The organism is Rhizobium terricola (assembly GCF_012927355.1).
GTDB lineage: Bacteria > Pseudomonadota > Alphaproteobacteria > Rhizobiales > Rhizobiaceae > Allorhizobium > Allorhizobium terricola.
Genome location: NZ_JABBGK010000009.1, coordinates 51,029 through 73,247, shown reverse-complemented (window position 1 = coordinate 73,247; position 22,219 = coordinate 51,029). Strand labels below are relative to the sequence as shown.

The 22,219-nt window shown below is 66.2% G+C and carries 22 protein-coding genes; 17 read left to right on the top strand and 5 right to left on the bottom strand.

Annotated elements, in window-relative coordinates; translation table 11 throughout:
* Positions 1 to 17 precede the first annotated feature (17 nt).
* From HHL25_RS22295 to HHL25_RS22250, 10 genes are all read left to right on the top strand, one after another.
* Complete coding sequence (locus HHL25_RS22295; protein ID WP_169595443.1) at positions 18 to 1,991, top strand: hydantoinase/oxoprolinase family protein; 1,974 nt, start codon at positions 18 to 20, stop codon at positions 1,989 to 1,991.
* Between the two features lie 2 nt (positions 1,992 to 1,993).
* A complete protein-coding gene (locus tag HHL25_RS22290) occupies positions 1,994 to 2,335 on the top strand; it encodes an acetone carboxylase subunit gamma (protein ID WP_169595442.1) in 342 nt (113 codons plus the stop codon).
* Positions 2,335 to 3,141: a hypothetical protein gene (locus HHL25_RS22285; RefSeq protein ID WP_169595441.1), complete on the top strand. Its 807-nt coding sequence runs from the start codon at positions 2,335 to 2,337 to the stop codon at positions 3,139 to 3,141. Before HHL25_RS22290 ends, HHL25_RS22285 begins: the two co-directional genes overlap by 1 nt.
* Before the next feature lie 27 nt (positions 3,142 to 3,168).
* Positions 3,169 to 5,298: a hydantoinase/oxoprolinase family protein gene (locus HHL25_RS22280; protein WP_169595440.1), complete on the top strand. Its 2,130-nt coding sequence runs from the start codon at positions 3,169 to 3,171 to the stop codon at positions 5,296 to 5,298.
* A gap of 54 nt (positions 5,299 to 5,352) precedes the next feature.
* The gene (locus HHL25_RS22275; protein ID WP_169595439.1) at positions 5,353 to 7,407 is read left to right on the top strand and encodes a hydantoinase B/oxoprolinase family protein; all 2,055 of its coding nucleotides are present in this window, start codon (positions 5,353 to 5,355) and stop codon (positions 7,405 to 7,407) included.
* Positions 7,408 to 7,430: 23 nt separating this feature from the next.
* A complete protein-coding gene (locus HHL25_RS22270; protein WP_169595438.1) occupies positions 7,431 to 8,990 on the top strand; it encodes an AMP-binding protein in 1,560 nt (519 codons plus the stop codon).
* The gene (locus HHL25_RS22265) at positions 8,987 to 9,433 is read left to right on the top strand and encodes a hypothetical protein (protein WP_169595437.1); all 447 of its coding nucleotides are present in this window, start codon (positions 8,987 to 8,989) and stop codon (positions 9,431 to 9,433) included. The genes HHL25_RS22270 and HHL25_RS22265 overlap by 4 nt, the downstream gene beginning before the upstream one ends.
* Positions 9,430 to 10,575, top strand: a complete 1,146-nt coding sequence (locus HHL25_RS22260) for a thiolase family protein (protein WP_169595436.1) — start codon at positions 9,430 to 9,432, stop codon at positions 10,573 to 10,575. The genes HHL25_RS22265 and HHL25_RS22260 overlap by 4 nt, the downstream gene beginning before the upstream one ends.
* A 49-nt stretch (positions 10,576 to 10,624) precedes the next feature.
* Positions 10,625 to 11,398, top strand: a complete 774-nt coding sequence (locus HHL25_RS22255; protein WP_169595435.1) for an SDR family NAD(P)-dependent oxidoreductase — start codon at positions 10,625 to 10,627, stop codon at positions 11,396 to 11,398.
* Between the two features lie 101 nt (positions 11,399 to 11,499).
* Positions 11,500 to 12,372 (top strand): transporter, encoded by an 873-nt coding sequence (locus tag HHL25_RS22250; RefSeq protein WP_169595434.1) that lies wholly within the window; start codon positions 11,500 to 11,502, stop codon positions 12,370 to 12,372.
* A 106-nt stretch (positions 12,373 to 12,478) separates the two neighbouring features.
* Here HHL25_RS22250 and HHL25_RS22245 read toward each other — a convergent pair whose 3' ends face one another.
* A complete protein-coding gene (locus tag HHL25_RS22245; RefSeq protein ID WP_169595433.1) occupies positions 12,479 to 13,363 on the bottom strand; it encodes a VOC family protein in 885 nt (294 codons plus the stop codon).
* Positions 13,364 to 13,664: 301 nt separating this feature from the next.
* On the opposite strand from HHL25_RS22245, the gene HHL25_RS22240 reads away from it, so the two are divergent.
* Together HHL25_RS22240 and HHL25_RS22235 are read left to right on the top strand one after the other, a co-directional pair.
* Entirely contained in the window at positions 13,665 to 14,075 is a 411-nt protein-coding gene (locus HHL25_RS22240; RefSeq protein ID WP_169595432.1) for a universal stress protein, read from the top strand.
* Between the two features lie 61 nt (positions 14,076 to 14,136).
* The gene (locus tag HHL25_RS22235; protein ID WP_169595431.1) at positions 14,137 to 14,457 is read left to right on the top strand and encodes a TraR/DksA family transcriptional regulator; all 321 of its coding nucleotides are present in this window, start codon (positions 14,137 to 14,139) and stop codon (positions 14,455 to 14,457) included.
* Between the two features lie 496 nt (positions 14,458 to 14,953).
* On the opposite strand, the gene HHL25_RS22230 is transcribed toward HHL25_RS22235, so the two are convergent.
* Complete coding sequence (locus HHL25_RS22230; RefSeq protein ID WP_169595430.1) at positions 14,954 to 15,328, bottom strand: MAPEG family protein; 375 nt, start codon at positions 15,326 to 15,328, stop codon at positions 14,954 to 14,956.
* A gap of 254 nt (positions 15,329 to 15,582) precedes the next feature.
* Here HHL25_RS22230 and trhA point away from each other — a divergent pair, with 254 nt between their 5' ends.
* The 4 genes from trhA (at position 15,583) to HHL25_RS22210 (ending at position 18,727) form a co-directional block, all read left to right on the top strand.
* Positions 15,583 to 16,236, top strand: coding sequence for a PAQR family membrane homeostasis protein TrhA (gene trhA, locus HHL25_RS22225; RefSeq protein ID WP_169595429.1), 654 nt, complete (start codon positions 15,583 to 15,585; stop codon positions 16,234 to 16,236).
* A gap of 218 nt (positions 16,237 to 16,454) precedes the next feature.
* Entirely contained in the window at positions 16,455 to 16,874 is a 420-nt protein-coding gene (locus HHL25_RS22220; RefSeq protein ID WP_169595428.1) for a hypothetical protein, read from the top strand.
* A gap of 191 nt (positions 16,875 to 17,065) precedes the next feature.
* On the top strand, positions 17,066 to 17,566 hold the full coding sequence (locus HHL25_RS22215; RefSeq protein WP_169595427.1) for a GNAT family N-acetyltransferase: 501 nt from the start codon (positions 17,066 to 17,068) through the stop codon (positions 17,564 to 17,566).
* A 99-nt stretch (positions 17,567 to 17,665) separates the two neighbouring features.
* Positions 17,666 to 18,727, top strand: coding sequence for a DMT family transporter (locus tag HHL25_RS22210; RefSeq protein WP_169595426.1), 1,062 nt, complete (start codon positions 17,666 to 17,668; stop codon positions 18,725 to 18,727).
* Positions 18,728 to 19,060: 333 nt separating this feature from the next.
* Here HHL25_RS22210 and HHL25_RS22205 read toward each other — a convergent pair whose 3' ends face one another.
* Entirely contained in the window at positions 19,061 to 19,798 is a 738-nt protein-coding gene (locus HHL25_RS22205; RefSeq protein WP_169595425.1) for a hypothetical protein, read from the bottom strand.
* Between the two features lie 63 nt (positions 19,799 to 19,861).
* On the opposite strand from HHL25_RS22205, the gene HHL25_RS22200 reads away from it, so the two are divergent.
* Positions 19,862 to 21,040 carry a helix-turn-helix domain-containing protein gene (locus tag HHL25_RS22200; protein ID WP_246701943.1) on the top strand — a complete coding sequence of 393 codons (1,179 nt, stop codon included), beginning with the start codon at positions 19,862 to 19,864 and terminating at the stop codon, positions 21,038 to 21,040.
* Here the strand turns inward: HHL25_RS22200 and HHL25_RS22195 are convergent.
* The gene (locus HHL25_RS22195; RefSeq protein ID WP_169595423.1) at positions 21,016 to 21,162 is read right to left on the bottom strand and encodes a hypothetical protein; all 147 of its coding nucleotides are present in this window, start codon (positions 21,160 to 21,162) and stop codon (positions 21,016 to 21,018) included. The two genes, HHL25_RS22200 and HHL25_RS22195, sit on opposite strands and share 25 nt — an antisense overlap.
* Positions 21,163 to 21,579: 417 nt before the next feature.
* The gene (gene msrB, locus HHL25_RS22190) at positions 21,580 to 21,990 is read right to left on the bottom strand and encodes a peptide-methionine (R)-S-oxide reductase MsrB (RefSeq protein ID WP_169595422.1); all 411 of its coding nucleotides are present in this window, start codon (positions 21,988 to 21,990) and stop codon (positions 21,580 to 21,582) included.
* Positions 21,991 to 22,219: the final 229 nt, after the last annotated feature.

The following is a 22,219-nucleotide window of genomic DNA, read 5'->3' as shown; positions in this document are numbered from 1 at the left end:
CTCCGAAGGGAGGAGACATGGCCTATACTATCGACATCGATACCGGTGGAACCTTCACCGATGGTTTTGTGGCGGGGCCGGGCATTGCCCGGGCGGTCAAGACCCCGACCACGCCGCATGATCTGACTGAATGCTTCCTGAACTGCATCAGGGCCGGCGCCAAGGCGGTCGGGCTGACGGTCGAGCGCTTTCTCGAGCAGACCGACGTGGTGCGCTTTGCCAGCACGGTCGGAACCAACGCCCTGATCGAACGCAACGGCGCCAAGATCGGCCTCGTCGTCTCGACGGGCGGCAAGGCTCTGGCGCCGCTCGCGACCGACCGCGGCGCCGGCATCATCGATGCCGACATGGTGGTCGAGATCGATGCCGGGCTGTCGCCGGAGGAGGTGCTGGGCAGGGCGCAGCGGCTGATCGATGCCGGCGCGCAATGCCTGGTCGTCGCTCTCGACGGCAGCGAGACCGATCCGGCCGCCGAGCGTGCCGTCCGCCAGATCGTCAAGCGGGAGTATCCGCGCGACTTCCTGGGCTCCATTCCGGTCTTCCTCTCCTCGGACGTGACGGTGCGCGACGGTTATGGCGAGCGCATCAACAGCGCGGTCGTCTCGGCCTATTCGCACAGCCGCCTGGCGCGCCTTCTCTACAAGGCCGAACAGGAGCTGCGTTCGCTCAGCTACCGCGGGCCGTTCCTGATCGGTCACAATGACGGTGCGGTTGCGCGCGTTGCCAAGACCCGGGCGATCAGCACCTACAATTCGGGTCCCGCGGCGGGGCTGGTCGGCGCGCGCGCCGTAGGCGCCCTCTATGGCGAGACCGACGTCATTTCCGCGGACATGGGCGGCACCTCTTTCGACATCGGCCTCGTTTCCAATGGCCGCGTCAATGTCGGCCTCCGGCCCGAAATCGAGGGCTACCGCACCAACGTGCCGATGAACGAGGTCGAGGCGCTTGGCGCGGGCGGCGGTTCTATCGCCGGCCTGAAGGACGGGGCGCTCTTCGTCGGCCCCCGCTCGGCCGGCGCCATGCCGGGTCCGGCGTGCTTCGGCCTCGGCGGCAGCGAGCCGACGGTCACGGATGCCAACCTCGTGCTCGGCCGTATCGATCCTGACAACTTCCTCGGCGGCGCGCGCAAGCTCGACCTCGAAAAGGCCCGCGCAGCGATCCGCGACGTTCTCGCCGAACCTCTCGGCATCAGCATCGAGGCGGCGGCGCTGGCCGTCATCGCCCTTGTCGACGGCGAGGTGGGCGAGGCGATCGCCACGCTCAGGGGCGCTGCGGGAAGCGGTGATCCGCTGCTCAACGTCTATGGCGGGGCGGGTCCGCTCCATGCCTGCAAGGTTGCCGAAAACGCCGGTCTGCGGCGGATCGCGATCACGCCCTTCTCCGCGGTCTTCTCGGCCTTCTCCTCGTCGCTGATGGATGTCGGCCACGGCTACATGCGTTCCGTCGGCCTGGCGTCGGGGGATCCGCGGCTTCTGGAGACGGCCGGCAGGCTGGTCGGGGAGATGAAGGACACCGCCTTGCGCGACATGCGCGGCGAGGGCTTCGACCTTGAGAAACTGTCCTGGCGGCTGGATGCGATCATGAGGCGCCCGGACGGCTCCGAGCTGCATTGCTCGGCCGCGGTCGGCGACCCCTCCGAACCGCAGGCCCTCCAGACGCTCCACGCGACGATCATGACGGAGGCGCCCGATGCGGTGGAGCTTTCCTCCCTCGGCCTCTTCGTCTCGGCACCGGTTCCGCACTTCCGCTTCGAGGAGAAGTCGCTCTCCGCCGAGGATATCGCCGTCGCCCGGACGGGCCAGCGCGACATCGTCACGGAGACGGGCGGTGCGCCCGCGATGGTCCCCGTCTTCGATCTGGAAAAGATGCTGCCCGGGCACCGCCTTTCCGGTCCGGCGCTTCTCGAAAGCAGCAAGACCACCGTCTGGGTCGCGCCCGGCTGGCAGGCCGGCATCGATCGTTTCGCCAATCTCATGTTGACGAGGGCCTGAGCATGACCGTTCGCATCACAGAAAATCTCTCCATCGATCTCGAAACCGAGCAATGGTGCTGCGTTGCCTGCGGCCATCGCCTTGCCTCTGCCCGCACCAACTACAAGACCGGCTGCATGGTCGCCGAGGTACCGATGGAGGAGGCCCACCCGCCGCTGATCGAGGGGCAGGCCATGAGCTTCACCCCCAACACCGACTTCTGCCGGCTGGTCGAATTCTACTGCCCCGAATGCGGCACGGTCCTGGAAAACGAGTATCTGCCGCCCGGGCATCCGCTGACCCATGACATCGAACTCGACATCGATGCGCTGAAGGCGCGGCATGTCGCCCGGGAGAGCCTGTGATGGGCGGCCGGCAAGCCGTCGAAGCGGTGCGGCGGGGGCAGCGCTGGGGCGATCCGATCCTGATGCCCTCGGCGGCGGGCCTCGGCGCCCGGATCGGGGCGCAGGTAGAAGGCGCCGTCTGGGCGGATCCGCAGAAGCTCGCGGATGCCTGCGTGGCCGCCGCCCGCTATCTCGGGGCGGACGCGGTCTGGGTGCCTTCGTTCGGCACGGCCGGCGTCCCCGACCTCGAACCGGCGATCCATCGCGACGCGGTCCAGCGGGCGCTGGCGGCGGCGGGCCGGCTTCAGCTCGCCTGCGTCGCCGAAATCCGCGGGCCGCTCGCCCGGGCCGCGGCGCTCGGAGGCGATCTCGACGAGGCGCTGAAGCGGGTCAGGCCCGATGTCGTCGCCGAGTTCGAGGCGCTCGCCAACCTGAGGCCCGACATCATTGTCCTGGCAGAACCCGAACCGAGCGGCGAACAGGCGGAGAACCGCACGTTGGCAAGGCTCTACGGCGCTTTGCGGAGGCTGGCCGAGCACTATGACGTCCTCAAGGGCATGAAGCCGGCGATGCCGGGCATGACCGGCGACAATGCGCCGGATCTGTCCTTCGGCGCCGCGGCCGGACTTTCCGCCGGCCGCAGCGCCCTGGTGCTCGCCGTGGACTGGACGGATGCCGGAGGATTTGCCGCCGCCTGTGCCGAGGCGAGGGGAGCGGCACGGCAGGCCGAACAGCCACTGATTGTTTCCTGCGCCGTGGCACTCGGCGGTGAAATCGAACCAAGTCGCTGCCGGGAGGCGGCAGCACACATCATGGAACGCGTCTGAGGCGTCATTCCGATCTGGGAGGAAATCATGAATTTCGATGTTGGCATCGACATCGGCGGGACGTTTACCGATCTCTGCGCGATCGCGGAAGACGGCACGCTGATCACTGCAAAATCGCCCACCACCCATTACGACCTGTCCGTCGGCCTGATCCGCGGGCTGCGGGAACTGGGAAAACGCGCCGGCCTGGCTCAGGACGTGTTCCTCGGACAGGTCGAGGCGCTGAGATACTCGACCACCATCGGGACCAATGCGCTGATCGAGCGCAAGGGACCGCGCCTCGGCCTGATCACCACGGCGGGCTTCGAGGACACCATCTTCATCGGTCGCAGCCGCAGCTGGGCCGACGGCATGGCGCTGCACGAGATCCGCGACATGGCCACCATCAAGAAGCCCGAGCCGCTGGTCTCGCCGCACATGGTCGTCGGCCTGTCCGAGCGCATGGACTGCCACGGCAAGGCCGTCCGGGCGCTTGATCCGGACGAACTGCGCGAGAAGCTGCAGAAGCTCGTCGACGGCGGCGTCCAGGGCATCGTCGTCAGCCTGATGTGGTCCTTCCTCAACCGGGCCCACGAGGAGGAAGTCCGGCGCATCATCGAGGAGGAATATCCGGAGGAATTCCTCGGCTCCATGCCGGTGACGCTCGCATCCGAGGTCTCGCCCAAGGCCGGCGAGTACACGCGCACCATGACGGCGCTCGTCAACGCCTACATTCACGGCGTGATGATGCAGGAGCTCGGCGACCTGACCCACAACCTGCGAAAGGCCAACTATCGGCGCCCGCTGATCCTGGTCCACAACACCGGCGGCAGCAAGAAGGTCTCGCGCACCCGTGCGGTGCTGACCCACAATGCGGGTCCGGTTGCCGGGATGTATGGCGCCGCACTTATCGGCGCGCAGGAAGGCTACCGCGACATCGTCTTCGCCGACATGGGCGGCACGTCCTTCGACATCGGGGTACTGGCGGGCGGCGTTCTCCGTGCCCAGGATTTCATTCCCGTCATCGATCGCTGGCGCACCAACATCCCGGCGATCGAAGTGAAGTCGATCGGTGCAGGCGGCGGTTCGATCGCCTGGATCAACGAGGCCATGGCCGGCCGTCTCGAGGTGGGGCCGCAATCGGCAGGCTCGGTTCCGGGGCCTGCCTGCTACGACAAGGGCGGTACGCTGCCGACCGTGACCGACGCGGACCTGGTTCTCGGCTACCTCAATCCCGACAACTATCTCGGCGGCCAGATGGATGTGGATCCCGACGCGGCGCATGATGCGATCGCAGCGAAGATCGCCGGCCCGCTCGGTATCTCCGTCCTGGAGGCCGCCTGGCGCATCCGCCGCATCGTCGATGCCCGCATGGGGCAGGAGATGTTCAACGAGGTGGCCCTGAAGGGTCACAACCCGCGCAAGTTCGTGGTCTTCGCCTGCGGTGGCGCGGGCGCGGCCCATGCATGCGGTTTTGCCCGCCATGTCGGCGCGACCACGATCATCGTCCCGGCAATGTCTTCGGTCTCGGGTGCGTTCGGCGCGTCGAGCATCGAGATCCGCCAGGTCTGGGAACAGTCGCGCAGCGTCCGGCTCTTCAACTTCGTCGAACAGTCCTATCTCGGCGATCCGTCCGTCATCAACACGGTGGTGGACGACCTGACCGACAGGGCGACCCGCGACCTGAAGCTCGAGGGCTTCGATCCCGACCGCATCGAGTTCACGCTCGAATTCGACATGCGATACGGCTCCCAGTACCACCTGACCCGCATCACCTCGCCGATCCTCTCGTTCCGGGGTGCCGACGATGTCCGTGATCTCTGCCGGCTGTTCGAGGAGCAGTATGCGGCGGTCTATTCGCCGGAAGCGGCCTTCCCCTCCGGCGGCATCGCCATCGAGGCGGTCTTCGTCACGGCACGCATCCGCCAGGAGCCCCGCAAGCTCAACGGCGATGGGCAGGGCGAAGCCTACGAAGCCCAGCCCAGCGCAATCCGCAAGGCCTGCTTCGATCCGGCCGCCGGCATGACCGAAACCCGCGTCTATGACTGGACGAGCCTGCGCCCCGGGGCAACCGTCGCCGGCCCTGCCATCATCGAGGCACCGGACACGACCTACGTCATCGAACCGGGTTGGACCTATCGCATGAACAGCCTGCGCAACGGCATCATCAGCGCCTGATGGCGCATATGGCGCCCGGCCTCGAGGGGCCGTGGCCGCCAGAGGGAGGATCACATGAACGCACTGACCACCATCCGCTACAGCCGCGACCACGAGGTCGTTCAGAGACTGCGCCCGGAGCCGCCGACCGAGTGGGAGACCCGGGCGATGGAGGGGCTCGACGACCTGGAATACGAGATCTTCGCCCACAAGATGCACATGATCGCGCTCGAGGGGAAGGAAACCACCATGAAGCTCGGCGCGTCCACCGCGATGCGGTGGGGCGACGTGGCCTTCGGGATCTACACGGCGCAGGGCGACCTGGCCGTCTGTGCGACAGGCATCTACCACCACGCCGTGCTCAGCCAGCTACCGGTCAAGTACCTGGTGAAGCATCTGGCCAACGACCCGACCGTCGGGCTGCACGAGGGCGACGCCTTCTTCTACAATGACCCGTTCTATGGCGGCGTGCACAATGCCGACATGGGGCTTTGCATCCCGGTTTTCGCGGATGGCAGGCTGGTGGCCTTCATCGGCGCCGCGGTGCATACCGGCGAATGCGGCGGTTCGGAACCGGGCGGCATGGTCAACGGCGCGAAGTCCCGCTACGACGAGGGCCTGATGTGCCCGCCGATCAAGATCGGCGAGAACTTCGCGCTGAAGGAGGATCTGCTCGGCCTGCTGGCCACCGCCACCCGCGATCCCCGCACCATGGTCCTCGACATCAAGGCAAGGCTTGCCGCGGCCCGCATCGCCGAGCGCCGCGTCCATGAATATGTCGCCGAGATCGGAGCCGATTTCCTGGTCGGCGGCTTGCGCCTCATCCTGAAGCAGACGGGCGAGGCCGCGCGCCAGAAGGTCGCGACGCTGAACGACGGCATCTATCGCCAGCCCCGTTTCCTCGACACCACCGGCCCCGAAGCTGCTCTGCTCAAGATCAACCTGACGATCGAGAAGAAGGGTGACCGGATCAAGCTGATCCTCAATGGCTCGTCGCCGATCCTGCCCGACCGGCCGATGAACACCTACTTCCAGGGTCTGCTGGGCATGGCGATGGTCTATGCCTGCGGCTGGCTCTTTCCGGACCTTCCCGCCAACAACGGCCTGCTCGAGGCGGTGGAGTGGGAATTCCCCGACAACAGCTTCATCAACGCCAAGGGCGACGTTCCCGTATCCTATGCGCCTGCCTCGATGGTCGCCTTCAGCCAGGGCATGTTCATGGCCGGCGCCAAGCTCACCTACGCCACCGACCCGAGCCGGGCGGTGGGCGCCTGGTACACCGGCTTCGCAGTGACGGTCTTTGCCGGTTTCAACCAGTGGGGCGAGCCGATGGCCGACATTACGCCCGAGATCAACGCGACCGGTGCCGGCGGCCGCCCGGGCATGGATGGCATCGATGTCGCCGGCGCCTTCTTTGCGACCATGAGCGACTGCGGCGACGTCGAGACGACCGAGGCCGAGCGGCCCTTCCTCTACACGTTCCGCAATTTCTTCAACAACTCCTACGGCCACGGCAAGTACCGCGGCGGTTCGGGTGTCGGGCTCGGCCTCAAGGTCCACGGCGTGCCGATGGTTGCACTCGGCTCCATGGGCTTCGGTTCGCATTTTCCCTCGACGCTCGGTGTCTTCGGCGGCCGCGCCGCGCCGCCCGCCTTCGTGCAGACGGTGCGGGGCTCGAACCTCGATGCGCTGATGGCCGAGGGGGCTACCCTGCCGCGCAACATGGCCGAGCTCTACGGTCCCGCCGGTACGCCGGAGGAGGGTAACCGCAGCTATCTGAGCCTTGCCCATCCGCCGGCCCTCTATCAGGGCGGTGACACGGTCTATGTACCGGTGTCCGGCGGCGCGGGCTATGGCGACCCGCTGCAGCGCGACCCGCAGGCGGTCGCGCAGGATGTGGGCACCGGCCGTGCTTCGGCCGAGGCCGCCCGCGATATCTATGCCGTGGTGATCGACGCGCACACGGGCCTTGCCGATGGCGAGGCCACGGAGGCCCGTCGTGCGGAGGTCCGCCGCAAAAGGCTCGCCCGGGCAAAACCCTATGCCGCCTTCGTCGCCGAGTGGTCGAAGCTTTCTCCGCCCGCGGAGATCCTTCGCTACTACGGCCCGTGGGACGGAGCCGCTCATTGACCGGCGCACGAGGAAGACAGGACATGACTGACACGACGATCCACGGCCTGCTGCAGAGGCAGGCCACCCGGTACGGGCATCGCCCGTTCCTCACCTTCGGCACACGGACGCTCAGCTTCGCAGAGCTCGAGGCGATGAGCGGCCGTGCGGCCGCGGGCTTTGCGGCCCTCGGTGTCGGCAAGGGAGACCGGGTCGCGCTGATGCTCGACAACTGCGTCGAATACCTGGTGCTGTGGTTCGGCCTGTCGCGGCTCGGCGCGGTCGAGGTTCCGCTCAACACCGCCCATCGCGGCGTGGTGCTTGCCCACATGCTGCGGATATCGAAGGCCCGCATCGTCGTCGCCGATCTCCATCATCTGCCGGCGGTCGACGCGGTACGCGCCGACATCGGCTGGCGGCTGAAGACGGTTGTGCGCGGTGCGCCGCTTCCGGACGGTGCTGTCGCCCTCGAGGCGGTACTGTCCTGCACCGATCCGGCGCCGGTGGTCGAGGTCTCCGCGCGGGATCCCTACGCGATCATGTTCACCTCGGGCACCACCGGACCGTCCAAGGGCGCGCTCATGCCCCAGGGCTATGCGCTGGCGGCGGCGCGGCAGATCTGCGATGCGACCGGCTACGGCGAGGAGGATTGCCTCTACAACGCCCTGCCGGTCTTCCATGGTAACGCCCAGATCCTCAGCGCGCTTCCCGCCCTGATGGCGGGCGCCCGCATGGTTCTGGTCGAACGCTTCTCCGCCAGCCGCTTCTGGACCGATATCCGCAGCCACGGCTGCACCGCCTTCAACTACATCGGCACCATCCTCTCCGTCCTGATGAAGGCCCCCGCCGATCCCGAGGACAGGAATCATGGCTTGCGGGTGATGATGGGCGCCGGCGCCGGAAAGGGGCTTTTCGAAGCCTTCGAGGAGCGCTTCGGCACCCGGTTGATCGAGGGCTACGGGATGAGCGAGATCGGCGTGCCGATCATGAGCGACCCGGCTCGTTCCCGGCCCGGTTCGTGCGGCCGGCAGACCGATCACTATGACCTGATGCTGGTCGATGCGGCGGGCCGGAAGATCACGACCCCCGACACGCCGGGCCAGTTGCTGGTGCGCCCGAAGCGGACCAACGGGATGATGATCGAATATGTCGAGATGCCCGAGAAGACGGTCGAGGCCTTCCGCGACCTGTGGTTCCACACCGGCGACCTGCTGCAGTTCGACGCCGACGGCTTCTGGTACTTCGTTGACCGCGACAAGGACGCACTGCGGCGCCGGGGAGAAAACATCTCGTCCTTCGAGGTCGAGCGCATCATCGCCGGCATGGAGACCGTCAGCGAATGTGCGGTCATTCCGGTGCCTTCCGATCTCGGCGAGGACGACGTGATGGTCTGCATCGTCGCCTGCGAGGGCGCGTCGCCGGACCCTGTCGCGGTCCGCGAACACTGCCGCGGCCTGATGGCCGATTTCATGCTGCCCCGTTACATCCGCTTCGTCGCGGAACTACCGAAAACCCCCACGGCACGCGTGGAAAAGCACCGGCTGCGGGCCGAGGGCGTTACGTCCGACACCTGGGATGCCGACAAGGCGGCGGTGCCGGCATGACCGTCGCAGCGCATTCCAAGCCGACGCTCCCCCCCGAGCTGATGGCGCAATACCACGTCGAACCCGACGGCCGCGTGCTGCTGCGCGCCGTGCGTTCCGCCCGGGGCGGCGAGGTGCTTTTCCCGCCCCGCCAGTTCAGCGGGCCGGACCTTGCCCCGACCGAGGAGCTGCTGCTCTCGGGTGACGGCCGGGTCAATTGCCTGACCCGCGTTCGGGTGCGGCCGCCCTATGAACTGCCGCCCGGCTACATGATCGGTTTCGTCGATCTGGACGCGGCACCACTCCGGTTGTTCGGCCTTTTCGACGGCGAGACGGAGCTTTCGCCCGGAAGCCGCGTCGCGCTGCGCCTGCGCGCCATCGGCGTCGACAACGACGGCAATCCCTGCCTGCGCCCGATCTTTGTTCCGGCTTCAGGCAACAGCAAGGAAGGAACGGCGCCATGATCACGCCCTGGATCGCCGGGTGGGGCCTGACCTCCTTTGGCCGGCACGAAGCCACCGATCTCGAGACGCTGGCCGCGACGGCCGCGCGCGACGCGTTGCTGGACTGTGGCCTCGCGCCGCAGAAGATCGAGCTCGCGGTCTTTGCCAACGCCCTGGCCGCACGGCTCTCGGGCAGCCTCACGATCGGCCAGGACGCGCTCGCCCACGTCGGACTTGCCGGATGCGCCGTCATCAACACGGAGAATGCCTGCACGTCGGGCTCGACCGCATTCCACATCGCCTGCACGGCGATCCGGGCGGGGGAGGTCGATGCGGCGCTGGTCGTCGGGGCCGAGAAGATGTTCCATCCCGCGCTCGGCCTGATCGATTCCGGCAAGACGCTCGCCGACACCCTGCTGGGGCGGGTCACGCCGGCGGGTTTCGCGCTGAGGGCGAGCCGGCACATGGAGCGCTTCGGCACCACAGCTGAGCAGCTCGCAGCTGTTTCCGTCAAGAACCGCCGTGCCGCGGCAGCAAACCCGCTGGCGATGATGCGCGAGCCGCTGACGCTCGCGGACGTCCTTGCCTCGCCGATGGTCGTCGATCCGTTGACGCGCCTTCAGTGTTCGCCGATCGCCGACGGCGCGGCTGCGATCGTCCTGGTCAGCGACCGCCTCGCAAGGCAGACCGGTGCGCGGGCACGCGTGCGCGCCTCGGTGCTGACCAGCGGGCGCTACGACCTGATGGCCGACCTGTCCGAGTGGCAGACCGACAGCCGGACCGCCGAACGCGCCTATGAACGGGCGGGAATTGCCGTGGCCGATCTTTCTGTCATCGAATGCCACGACGCCTTCTCGATCGCCGAGATCCTGCATTACGAGGGCCTCGGCCTGTGCGCGCCCGGAGAGGGCGGACGCTATGCTGAACGCCTTCTCGCCGGCGATCCGGCCTGCGTGCCGGTCAACCCGTCGGGCGGGCTCCTGTCGCGCGGCCATCCGGTCGCAGCGACCGGAATCGCCCAGATCATCGAGGTCTCCCGTTACCTGCGGGAGAAGCGCGAGGCAGGCGACATCGGTCTCGCCCACTGCATGGGCGGCGACAAGGAAGCCGACACCAAATCCTGCACCATCACCGTCGTGGAGGCTGCCAGTCCGGCAGGCTGAACGGAGAGCGCAGGACATCTGACCAGATCAACAACGGAGGAGAAGACTGATGCAAGACAAGACTGATCTCAAGGGCAAGGTTGCACTGATCACCGGTGCCGGTGGGGCGATCGGCGGCACCACCGCGCGGCTGATGGCGGCGCGGGGAGCGTCCATCGTTGCCGTCGACCGTGACGAGGCTGCCCTGACGGCACTCGCCCGCGACATCGCCGGCTGCACGACCGTGGTTGCCGACGTCACCGACGAGGCCGCCGTCGAAAACTACGCCGCCCAGGCAGTGAAGACGCATGGCCGCATCGACATCTTCTTCAACAATGCCGGGATCGAGGGCCACTTCTTCCCGATCCAGGCCTATCCGACCGATGCCTTCCGCAAGATCGTCGACATCAACCTGGTCGGCGCCTTCCTCGGCTACAAGCACGTGGTTCCGCACATGCTGGCGGCCGGCAAGGGCTCGATCATCGTCACCTCGTCGGTCGGCGGTCTGATCGGCACACCGTTCATCTGCGCCTACACGGCCACGAAGCACGCGGTCCTCGGCCTGATGCGCAGCGTCGCCGCCGAATGCGGTGCCGCCGGCGTGCGCTCCAATGCCGTCAACCCCGGTCCGATCGAGTCGCGCATGATGACCGACGTCGAAAAGGGGATGGGCAAGGACATGCCCGACGGGGCCGTGCGCTCGATGATGACGCAGATGGTTCCCATGCGCCGCTACGGCACGCCGGCAGAGGTCGCGGAGCTGGTCTCCTTCCTCGGTTCGGACGCTGCGAGCTTCGTCAATGGCGCGGTCATGACCGTGGACGGCGGTTTCACCGCGGTCTGATCCGCGAAACGCCCCGGTGTCCCGGCCGCGGAAGGGGAATGATCTCCACCGCGGCAGGCAAACCACCGGGCGTCAACGGCAAAAAGGAGAGGAGGATGACAATGAACATCAACAGACTTTGGGGCGCGGCAAGCCTTGTCGCATCGCTGGCGACCGCCTTCCAGGCGCACGCGATCGATACTTCGCCCGGCGATTACACCCTGCTGCCGCCGGAAACGGCGGTCGCCCTGCAGTATTTCCAGTATTCGACCGCCGACGAACTCAATGTCGAGGGCGTGGGCGACGTGCCCGGAACTCAGGTCGACGCCGTTCTCGCCGTATCGCGGGTTCTCTACTACGGCGATGCGGGCGGCGTCCGCTATGGCCTGCAGGCCTATCTTCCCTATGGCGGCTTCACCGAGGCGAAGATCGGCGGCAGTGCGGTCAACGAGGCAAACGGGCTCGGCGACCTGACCGTCGGCGCGACCGCCTGGCTGATCGAGCCGTCGAACCCGGTGACCGGCACCACGCTCGCTGCGACCGCCTTCCTGACGATGCCCACCGGCAGTTACGACGCCTCGGGCGTCAGCATCGGATCGGGCACCTACACGGTCACGCCGCAGATCGGCTTCATCCAGGGCCTGGGCGCCGGCTTCTTCTTCGACGGCACCTTCGACGTGGCGCTGAGCCGCGATCATGACGAGGGCGGCGTCACCTTGAGCCGCGACCCGAGCTACCAGGTCCAGACCTATCTCCGTTATCAGCCGTCCCAGCGCACGTCGTTCTCGATCGGCTATTCCGGAAAATTCGGCGGCGAGGCCTATTCCGACGGTGCCTATACCGGAAGCAAGACACGGGTGGATTCGCTGCGCATCTTCGCAAATCACTTCCTGACCCCGACGGTGCAGATCGAAGCCATGCTGTCGAAGGACTTCAATGTCGAAGGCGGCCCGTCAAACACGGTTACCCAGATCCGTCTCCTGAAGGTTTTCTGAGGGCCAGGGCAGAACCGCCGCGGACGACACCCCGCGCCAAAACAACGAAGGAGCGGCTGCTTTGCGCGGCCGCTCCTGATTTTTTTCCGAAAGCAAGCCTTGCCGGTCAGGCCGACGCGGTGAGCGTCAGGCCGATGCCCCACGGGTCCTTCAGTGCATGGCCTTCCGCCGTGCGGCTGACCGGGATTTCCAGGGTTTCCAGCGTGGCGAGCGCCTTGTCGAGGGCTGCCTGGTCGTTGAAGGTCAGCGAATAGTCCGAAAGGCCCGCCATGCCGGTGCTGCGGCTGGTGGCGCCACGGCTGTTCCAGATATTGGCGGCGATGTGGTGGTGATAGGTGCCCGCGCCGAAGAAGCTCGCGCCCGGATAGACCGCCATCTTCTTGAGGCCCAGCACCCCTTCGTAAAACCGGTCGGCCTCCGGAATATTGCCCACCTGCAGATGGATATGGCCGATCGCGGCACGGTCGGTCATGCCTCCCCACGGGGTTTTCGGCGCCGCGTCATAGAGCCCCTGCAGGTCGAGCCCGTAGGTCGCCATCTCGACGGTGCCGTCGGCCTTGAAATTCCATTCGTCCGGCCGGCGGTCCCGATAGATCTCGATGCCGTTTCCTTCCGGGTCGGACAGGTAGATCGCCTCGGAAACCAGGTGGTCGGAGGCGCCGTCGAGCCGGACGCCACGCGAAACGGCATGGGCGAGCCAGTGGCCGAGCTCCTCGCGATCGGGCAAGAGGAAGGCGGTGTGGAAGAGGCCGGCCGCGTTGCGCGGCTGGCGGGAAACGTCCCGGGCGGTCGTGAGCGTCAGCAGCGGCCGGGTGCCGGCGCCGAGCGTGACCCCGCTCGCGCTCTTGTCGATCAGCGAAAGTCCGAGCATGTCCTGGTAGAAGGACGAGACGGTGTCGAGATCGGAAACCACGAGATGGCTGCGACCGACATGGATCGGGCGGGTAAGGGCGAAGCTTTCGGCTTCGGAGGAAAGGGCTGCGTCGGACATCTGGTTTGGCTCCTTGCCGTGGACCGCGTCGGCGCCGGCCTGCGCCGCTCTTTTCCGCGGTCTCTGCAGTTGCCTCAAGCGCCCGGCCGGCCCGGGGTTCTTGTGTTGTCGAAAAGGAATATGCGCCTTCGGCGTCGTTCACGAAAGATCGGATAATGGAGATTTATCGTTCGATGATCGTTGACGATCATGCGTCGTGAAAATTGATCCTGATCAATGCGGCGACAGGCCGTGCGAAGGAATGTAGGATGGAAGAAAGGGAGGCGGGCCGCGTCTGGATCCGCCCGGATAGGAGAAGGTCATGTACAAGAAGATCGTGGTTCCGGTGGATTGCGCAGCCCTCGAGCGCGGCGAACAGATCCTGCGCAAGGCGGCAACCCTTCTGGACGCCGGCGGCGAAATCATCCTCCTGACGGTCATCGAGGACATGCCGGGCTACATCACCATCGAACTGCCGGTCGATGCGATCGAGGGCGCGATCAAGGACGGCAAGGGCAAGCTCGTCGAGCTGAAGGAAAAGACCGGCATCGAGGCCCGCGTCGAGATCCGCTCCGGCGCACCGGCCCGCGAGATCCTTGCCGCCGCCAACGAGCACGGCGCCGATCTGGTCATCATCGCCTCGCACAAGCCGGATCTCGCCAACTATCTGATCGGCGCGACCGCCGACCGCGTGGTGCGCCATTCCAAATGCTCGGTGCTGGTCGATCGCTGAGCCGGACCGGCCGCGACGAACAACCCGCGACACACAAGAAGAAACCGAGGAAACTGCCCGCATGAACACCGAAAAATATGAAAAGATCCTGCGCGACCGCCAGAACGAGATCCTCACTCGCCTGAAGAAGATCGACAACGATCTTTCCCGCACCCGCGACCAGGACAGCGAGGAACAGGCGATCGAGGCGGAAAACGACGAGGTGCTGGAAGAGTTCGGCCAGGTCGGTGAGAAGGAACTGAAGGCGATCGACGCCGCCCTCGACCGCATCGCCAAGGGCACCTTCGGCATCTGCGCCAAATGCGGCGAGCCGATCGCCGAAAAACGCCTCGACGCGGTGCCCTATGCCCCGCTCTGCCAGGAATGCGCCTCGGGCGCGTGACGTTTCGTCGGGGGACGAACGGCCGCTGCCGCTTGTTCCTTCTCCCCGTAAATGGGGCTGAGGAATGGGCGGCGGATGAGGGGCGGCCTGCGCGCAGGGGTGCAAGGCAGGCCGAAATGCAGCAATGCCGGGAAGGGGGCGCAGGGACGTCCCCTTTTTTGATTCAGGGCGCTGCGCTCTTCCCCTGTCGCCCCCGCATCCTGACGCTGACACGTGTCTCTGACCTTTGCCCTTCCACTCTGGCCCCCTCTGCCCCTTACCCTGACCCTCTCCCCGCCCGCGGGGAGAGGGGATGGCCAAGGCGGTGCCGCTTGTCCCTTCTCCCCATAGTCATGGGGAGAAGGTGCCGGCAGGCGGATGAGGGGCGGATTGAGGAGAGGGGCAGTGGTGGACAGGGCCGCGGACCGGGACCGCAGGCGCAGGCCGAAATGCAGCAATGCCGGAAAGGGGCGCGCAGGGACGCCCCTTTTTTCGTTCCCCGCGCGGCCGCCGTGTCCTAGATCAACGCGCCGATCGTGCCGCCGACGAGCAGGATGATGCCGATCAGGAAGGTGAGGGCCGCACCCGGGCCGCGCTTCTTGGCGTCGGCGTAATATTCGGCTGCATAGAGCACCCGCGACGCCGTCCAGGCGAGGCCGAGGAGGCCCGCCAGCGCGTCGGAAACATAAAAGCCGAACAGCCAGAGCGAGGGCAGGAACAGCACCAGTTGCTCGACCGTGTTCTGCTGCACGCGAAAGATCCGTTCGAAATCGGCATTGCCCGTCGTCTTCGGCGCCTCGACGCCGAACTGCTGGCGCGCCCGCGCCACCTTGAGCAGAAACCAGACATAGGCGACCAGCGCCGCAAAGGTGGCGAGCACGGTAAAGCGCATCGAATATTCCTTGATCGAAAGCTCGGGATGGCAATGCCGCGGATGTTAGAACATGCCGCGTCGGCCTGTATAGCGGTTTTGCCGTGGGAGCCCGATCCTTCCCGGCGGACGCCTCACGAACAGGGAGTGCCTGCGACACAAGGTGAAGGCCTCGGCCCTTTTCCCGATCGCCGCCACCCGATAAGGTAACTGGAAATTTGCACATGATGAGTCATGATCGTCTTTTCGATCCGGGCTTTTGGGACTGACACGCCATGACCGACCATTTCCGCTTCGGGCGCGCCTATGATTTTCACGAGCTGGTGGCCGATGGCATCGTCCACGGCGTCGGCGTGGTCTTCGCGCTGATCGGGGCCACGGCCCTGATCTTCTACGCCACCGTCTGGACGAGCTATGCCGAAATGGCTGCCGCCTGGATCTATGGTCTCGGCCTCGTCATCGCGCTCGCCGTGTCCTTCACCTACAACATGTGGCCGCATTCGCGCACCAAGTGGATCCTGCGCCGCTTCGACCATTCGGCGATCTTCGTGCTGATCGCCGCGACCTATACGCCCTTCCTGGTCAAGGGCTCCCATGACTGGGTGATCCTGACGCTGCTGTTCGGCATTTGGGCGACCGCCTTCGTCGGCATCTACCTGAAGTGCCGTTTCCCCGGTCGCTACGACAAGCTGGCCATCCTGCTCTACCTCGCCATGGGCTGGAGCGGGGCGATGGCGCTCGGCCCGATTTCGAAGACGCTGCCCGGCATCACCGTGCTCCTGATCATCATCGGCGGCTGCATCTATTCCGCCGGCGTCATCTTCCACGTCTGGGAACGCCTGCGCTTCCAGAACGCCATCTGGCACGGCTTCGTCGTCACCGCCGCCGCCGTGCACTACTCCGCCGTGGTCACTGCCATCGGCCATTGAGCGGGCATTTCCATCCGGCTCTCTATTGCCGCTGAGGGCGTCCGTCTCCTGCCATCTTTCACGAGCCGCCGTTGACGGCTTGGGCGTGGCGTGATCATTCTCCCGTCGATCCCGGTTTTCCGATCGGCGGACGAGAGGTTTTCGTCGTTCTTCACGCGCCCCCCTCGTCAATGGGGCAGGGGCGACCGTCAATTTCATGTTGTTTCCGGATTGAAGAAATGAATTTTGAATTGCTTGTGGTGGAGCATGGCTGGCCGTTTTCGTTGATATTGATCTTCATCGCCACGACCATGCTGGCGCTTCTCGGCTTCTGGCGTCGGGACGGCAAGATGAGGTGGCTGAGGTTTTTCGGCGTGTTCCTGGTGTCCGTCCTGACCATCTGGGGGCTGTCGGAGTTCGTCCACGCATATGCGCTCTGGCGTGTCAGCGTTTACGATGCGGACGGCGTCCAGTCTTTCGCCAGCGACGAGCAGCTTGGTCCGGAGCTATATCGACGGCTCATGGAAATCGTGGTGCACGACACTGGCAATGCGCTCCAGCCCCTTGGCGCCGTCGTCATGTCCTCGTTCTTCCTGATGGCTTCTCAGGCATTGGCCCATGCGGTCGGACTGGTTCGAAGGCGAACTGACAACGGGTAACGGCCGCACCTGCATCTGCCCCTCGGGAAGCCGGTTTTAAAGGTCGCCTGCGAATGGGTGTTGGCGGGCAGACGAGAGTATTCTGCCGATAGGTGGTCGGCGGGGGGCAAGGCCGAGGCGGCAATTTTGCTTTACAGTTCCGCCATGCCAGGTCTAGGGAGCGTCACCGATCTTCCCATCAGGGCACCCCGATGCAGCAAGCCATCCTCATCCGCGACGCCGGCGAAGCCGATCTTGCCGCCATCCGCGACATCTACAACCACGCCGTCGAGCACACGACGGCGATCTGGAACGACGTGCTGATCGACGTCGACAACCGTCGCGTCTGGCTGGAACTGCGCCGCGCCAAGGGCTTTCCGGTGCTCGTCGCCGAGGTCGGCGGCCGGGTCGCGGGTTATGCCTCCTATGGCGACTGGCGCGCCTTCGATGGCTATCGCCACACCGTCGAGCATTCGGTCTATGTCGACAAGGACAGCCGCGGCGCCGGCCTCGGCAAGGCGCTGATGCTGGCGCTGATCGAGCGGGCACGCGCCGCCGACCTGCATGTGATGATCGCCGCCATCGAGGCCGGCAACGCAGCGTCGATCGCCCTTCACGAACGCCTCGGCTTCCGCCTCGTCGGCATTCACCGCGAGGTCGGCCAGAAATTCGGCCGCTGGCTCGATCTCGCCGCGATGGAACTGAAGCTGTAAGGCTCATGGGGCGGCTTGAGCCGGTCGGGGCGGCTGTCCCGGCTTGCGGCGGGGGCGACTTCCGCCTAGGCTGCGGCACCTTTCCGGAGACCCCTCGCCATGGCGCATTCGCACTCCCATCTCTGGCCCGGCGTGCCGCTGGCGCTCGGATCGGCCCTTCTCTTCGGCCTGTCGGCGCCCCTGTCCAAGCTGCTGGTCGGCGCGATCGATCCGTGGCTTCTGGCGGGCATTCTCTATCTCGGCGCCGGCCTCGGCCTTGCCGTCCTCGCCCGGGCCCGTGTCGCGCTCGGCCTGCCCAATGAGGAGGCACCGCTGTCCCGCCGCGACCGGCCCTGGCTTGCGGCGGTCGTCCTCTTCGGCGGCGTGCTCGGGCCGCTCTTCCTGATGCTCGGCCTGTCCCTGACCACCGCCGCCTCGGCCTCGCTGCTTCTCAATCTCGAAGGACTGGCCACGATGGCGATTGCCTGGCTGGTCTTTCGCGAAAATGTCGACCGGCGCCTGCTTCTCGGCGCGGCGGCCATTCTCGCCGGTGCGATGCTCCTGTCCTGGAACGGCGCGGGGCTGAGCCTCGACGCGGGCGGCCTCTTCGTCGCGGCCGCCTGCCTGTGCTGGGGCATCGACAACAACCTGACGCGCAAGCTGTCGTCTGCCGATCCCGTGCAGATCGCCATGATCAAGGGGCTGGTCGCCGGCTGCACCAACCTGACGCTGGCGCTCGCCTTCGGCGCCGCCTGGCCGCCCGCGACGCTTGTCGGCGCCGGCGCCGTCGTCGGCTTCCTCGGCATTGGGCTCAGCCTGGTCATGTTCATGCTGGGCTTGCGCCACCTCGGCGCGGCCCGGACGGGCGCCTATTTCTCGCTCGCGCCCTTCATCGGCGCGCTTGTGTCGGTGCTGATGTTCCGCGAGACTGTGACGCCCGGGCTGGTATCGGCCGGCCTGCTGATGGCTTTCGGCCTCTGGCTGCATCTGACCGAACGGCACGAGCACGAACACAGCCACGACGCGCTGGCGCACGACCATGCCCATGTGCATGACGAGCACCACCGGCACAGCCATGACGGCCCGGTCACCGAGCCGCATTCCCACTGGCATCGCCACGAGCCGCTCCGCCACAAGCATCCGCACTATCCCGACCTGCATCACAGCCACAGCCACGGCTGAGGCTGGAGATCTTTCGCTGACGGATCTGCCCGCTCGGCCTCCGACAAGCTTGAAATGGCCGAGGCAAGCGTGAAGGCGACGACGCTCCCTTTCGGTCGAGGGATCCGGCCCTGTTCCGCTGTCGCGCACCCCAGCTTCGCCCCTCACGCTGACCAGACCGGGGTCGAGCCGCGTGTCTCGACCCGTCCTTCGGACCCCCGCAGGCGGGGAGAGGGGACGGCCCACGGCGGTGCCGCTTGTCCCTTCTCCCCATGATCATGGGGAGAAGGTGCCGGCAGGCGGATGAGGGGCCGTTGGCATCGACAGATGCCGCCGCCGCCGCACCAGCGCCTGTCACTCGATCCGTGCGCGCAGCATCTCGCCGCGGATGGTGATCGACGGTTTCGCCCCCGGCGTGTTCGGTAGCGCGCTGTCGACGAAGGACGCCGTTGCCTCCACCAGGTAGCTGATCGTGGTCGGCTGCACGAAGCGCAGCGTCGCGTCGAGCATCTTGCCGGAGATCGCGATCGCCTCGTTCTGCATCACCCGCTGATAGGTGATCCGGGCCCGCAGCGCCGCACCCGAAAGCGTCAGGCTGTCGGCGTGCCCGTCGACCGTCACGTCGCCGGCATCGCTGCGGATGTCGACCACGGAGAAATCGCCGTCGAGCCGTGTGCGCGCCGCCTTCTGGTCGACGACGACCGCCGCGCCGGATGGGAGATGGGCTGTGAGCTCCATCGTGCAGTCCGACCAGTCGAACAGGCGCGGCCTCGAGCCCACGTCGACGATCAGGGTATTGCCGTCGATCCGCAGGTTGCCGTTGGCCGGGCAGGCGTCGGAGAACCAGCCCGAATGCCAGATCGCGCCCCAGCCGTGACGCGTGCCCTTAAGTTCGGCGACATGCGGGCCGCTTGCCGCGGTCGAGATCCGGATGTCGCTTGCGGATCCTTCGACCCGGATGGCCGAGACCCTGGAGAGGTCAACCGGCCCGGCAAGGCTGTCGCGGCTGGAAATGAAGGCGACGCCGGCATCGATCAGCGCGAGGGCGAGGATGGTGCCGGCGACGGAGAAAAGGATGGTTTTCGGTTTCATCGGTGATGCTCCTTTGGTGGGGGACTGCCCCCATCGAGCATGTCTTGCGCCTGCCGGACGACCTTGATCGCGTTTGAGGTCGACCTCGAACGCGATTTCGGGCCATATCGGCGTCACCGGACCATTCGCTCCACCCTTGCCCTCCTGTTGCCCATGATCTTCGTCCCGCTGTCCTTCGCCGTATCGCTTTTCCTTGCAACCTTTCTCGTGCGGCTCCTGCTGCAGGGGCGCGAAAGCCTGGCGCGCAATCACCTCTTCGTCCTGCTCGTGGCGCTCTATGCCGTGCAGACCCTGCTGGTCGGATTGCGCTGGGGCTATGGCGTCATGGGCATCCTGCCGCTTCTGTCGATCCTGGCGAGCCTTGTGCCGCCGTTGACCTATCTGGCCTTCCGCGATCTGGCCCGCGATGGAGCAAGCGGCATTTCGGTTCGCGACTGGCCGCATCTCCTGCCGACGATCGCCCTGTGCGGATTGCTTCTTCTGTGGCGCAACGCGGTCGATCTTCTGATCATTGCCGAGTTCCTCTGTTATGGCGCGGGCCTGGCCTGGCTCGCCCGCCTCGGCACCGACGGGCTGGTCGCCTCGCGCCTCGACGGATCGCTGCGCTCCCATCGTTCGCTGGTGCTCGCCGCCCTGGCCCTCGTCTCGTCGGCGCTCACCGACATCGTCATCAGCCTCGACTTCGCCCTCGGCGGCGGACAGCATTCCGCAATGGTGGTGTCGGCGGCGACGACGGTCATCCTCTTCCTGCTCGGGATTGCCGCGGTCGTTGCCGGCACGGAAGAAGGCTCGGGCGAGGCGCAGGAGGGGGCTCCGGAGGATGGCGGCACGACGGATGTGGCGACGCCCGAAACGTCGGGCGAGGACGAGGCCATCGCCGCCGGTCTCGACCGGCTGGTGCACGAGCGGCGCCTCTATGCCGACACCGGCCTCAATCTCGGCAAGCTCGCCCGCCGGATGGGGCTACCCTCCCGTGCGGTCTCGCATGCGGTCAACCGCGTCCATGGTATGAGCGTCTCGCAATACGTCAACAATTTCCGCGTTGCCGAGGCCTGTCGGCTCCTCTCGGAAACGGATATGCCGGTCACCCGCGTCGTCTTCGAGGCGGGTTTCATGACGAAGTCGAACTTCAATCGGGAGTTTCTGCGGGTGACGGGTCTCAGCCCGACGCGCTGGCGCGCAGAACAGGCCGTCGCCGACCGCACGGACCTGGCTGCTCAGCCGCCGACGAACTGGAAATAGGCCCAGGCGAGAGCGAAGGCGGCAACGACGCCCAGGCCGATCAAGACCTTGCGCAGGGCCGGATTGGGCTTTTTCGGCTCCTTCGGCTTCGGCGGCTTCTTGAATTCGACGACATTGCTCATCGCGCATGCTCCTTATCAGTCTGGCCGCACCTTACCCTCGAGGGATTGAAAAAGTCCTGATGGAAGAGAATGGGAAAGGCGGGCGGTGCGTGGGCCGCCTAACAGCACGGGTGCGGTGCTGCTCGTTGCCGCGTACCCCCCTCTGCCCTGCCGGGCATCACCCCCTCAAGGGGGAGATTGGCAAGACGTGCCCGCTCGGCCAATGGACTTCGTCAAGGCTCCGCGAGTTTGCGGTTCGTTGGATGGGTGGGCCTGTGTGTGGTACAGAACCGACGCGCCAGATTCAAACCTGATAACGGCGCGAAGCGGTCTGCAGTCCGATCTCCCCCCTTGAGGGGGAGATGCCCGGCAGGGCAGAGGGGGGTGGACATCAATGCGACGGCGGCACACCGAAAAGCGATGCCCGCCCAGTACCCCTCACTCCACCGGTTCGAACACCATCGAATGCCCGTTGATGCAGTAGCGCAGCCCTGTCGGCTTCGGGCCGTCGGGGAAGACGTGGCCGAGATGGCCGCCGCAGGTGGCGCAGCGGATTTCGGTCCTGACCATGCCGAACGACATGTCGCGATGTTCGGTGACGGCGTCCGGCGAGACCGGTTCGAAATAACTCGGCCAGCCGCAGCCCGCGTCGAACTTCGTGTCGGAATAAAAGAGCGGCGTATCGCAGGCCGCGCAGCGATAGAGGCCCTTTTCGAAACTGTCCCAGTAGGGACCGGTAAACGCCCGCTCCGTGCCGTGCTCCCGCAGGATGCGATATTGATCCGGCGTCAGCTGCTCGCGCCATTCGGCATCGGACTTCTCGATCTTCGGCTTGGTCATGTCGCTCATTGGTAAAGCTCCCTTGTCTGGGTCCATAGATAGGGTGGCGATCGTTTCGCGGCAATTCCCCTCGATCCCGCTGGATTGGCACTCAACCGGTGGTGCCTGCCGGAAATCCCCGGATAAACGCCGATGTGAAAAGGGTTTCTCCCGTTTTTTCTTGAGGCGCGTCTGTCTTTGCCCTAACACGGGACGCTCGTTCCGTCGTTCTTCTAGGGCGGGTTGTTTCATGTTTGAT